The organism is Enterococcus rivorum (assembly GCF_001742285.1).
In the GTDB taxonomy this organism is placed as follows: Bacteria; Bacillota; Bacilli; order Lactobacillales; family Enterococcaceae; genus Enterococcus_L; species Enterococcus_L rivorum.
Window position 1 is genome coordinate 1 of record NZ_MIEK01000071.1, and the last position, 1,713, is coordinate 1,713.

Sequence of the window (1,713 nt, forward strand, 5' to 3'; positions counted from 1 at the left end):
AAAGTAAAAACAAACAACAAATTTAACAAGCAAGCAATATGCTAGCAAACAAATTGAGCTTAACAATCGCAAGATTGTTCTAACTTTTATTATGAGAGTTTGATCCTGGCTCAGGACGAACGCTGGCGGCGTGCCTAATACATGCAAGTCGAACGCTTCTTTCCTTCCGAGTGCTTGCACTCAACTGGAAAGAGGAGTGGCGGACGGGTGAGTAACACGTGGGTAACCTACCCATCAGAGGGGGATAACACTTGGAAACAGGTGCTAATACCGCATAACAGTCTGTACCGCATGGTACAGGAGTGAAAGACGCTTTCGGGTGTCACTGATGGATGGACCCGCGGTGCATTAGCTAGTTGGTGAGGTAACGGCTCACCAAGGCCACGATGCATAGCCGACCTGAGAGGGTGATCGGCCACACTGGGACTGAGACACGGCCCAGACTCCTACGGGAGGCAGCAGTAGGGAATCTTCGGCAATGGACGAAAGTCTGACCGAGCAACGCCGCGTGAGTGAAGAAGGTTTTCGGATCGTAAAACTCTGTTGTTAGAGAAGAACAAGGATGAGAGTAACTGTTCATCCCTTGACGGTATCTAACCAGAAAGCCACGGCTAACTACGTGCCAGCAGCCGCGGTAATACGTAGGTGGCAAGCGTTGTCCGGATTTATTGGGCGTAAAGCGAGCGCAGGCGGTTTCTTAAGTCTGATGTGAAAGCCCCCGGCTCAACCGGGGAGGGTCATTGGAAACTGGGAGACTTGAGTGCAGAAGAGGAGAGTGGAATTCCATGTGTAGCGGTGAAATGCGTAGATATATGGAGGAACACCAGTGGCGAAGGCGGCTCTCTGGTCTGTAACTGACGCTGAGGCTCGAAAGCGTGGGGAGCAAACAGGATTAGATACCCTGGTAGTCCACGCCGTAAACGATGAGTGCTAAGTGTTGGAGGGTTTCCGCCCTTCAGTGCTGCAGCAAACGCATTAAGCACTCCGCCTGGGGAGTACGACCGCAAGGTTGAAACTCAAAGGAATTGACGGGGGCCCGCACAAGCGGTGGAGCATGTGGTTTAATTCGAAGCAACGCGAAGAACCTTACCAGGTCTTGACATCCTTTGACCACTCTAGAGATAGAGCTTTCCCTTCGGGGACAAAGTGACAGGTGGTGCATGGTTGTCGTCAGCTCGTGTCGTGAGATGTTGGGTTAAGTCCCGCAACGAGCGCAACCCTTATTGTTAGTTGCCATCATTCAGTTGGGCACTCTAGCGAGACTGCCGGTGACAAACCGGAGGAAGGTGGGGATGACGTCAAATCATCATGCCCCTTATGACCTGGGCTACACACGTGCTACAATGGGAAGTACAACGAGTCGCTAGGCCGCGAGGTCATGCAAATCTCTTAAAGCTTCTCTCAGTTCGGATTGTAGGCTGCAACTCGCCTACATGAAGCCGGAATCGCTAGTAATCGCGGATCAGCACGCCGCGGTGAATACGTTCCCGGGCCTTGTACACACCGCCCGTCACACCACGAGAGTTTGTAACACCCGAAGTCGGTGAGGTAACCTTTATGGAGCCAGCCGCCTAAGGTGGGATAGATGATTGGGGTGAAGTCGTAACAAGGTAGCCGTATCGGAAGGTGCGGCTGGATCACCTCCTTTCTAAGGAATAACACGGAGACTACACGGTTTATCAACACTTTGTTCAGTTTTGAGAGGTTTACTCT

General features: G+C 51.8%; 1 rRNA gene. It reads left to right on the top strand.

The features are described 5' to 3' along the window. The first annotated feature begins 87 nt into the window (after positions 1 to 87). Positions 88 to 1,648 (top strand): 16S ribosomal RNA (locus BCR26_RS16655). Positions 1,649 to 1,713 lie beyond the last annotated feature (65 nt).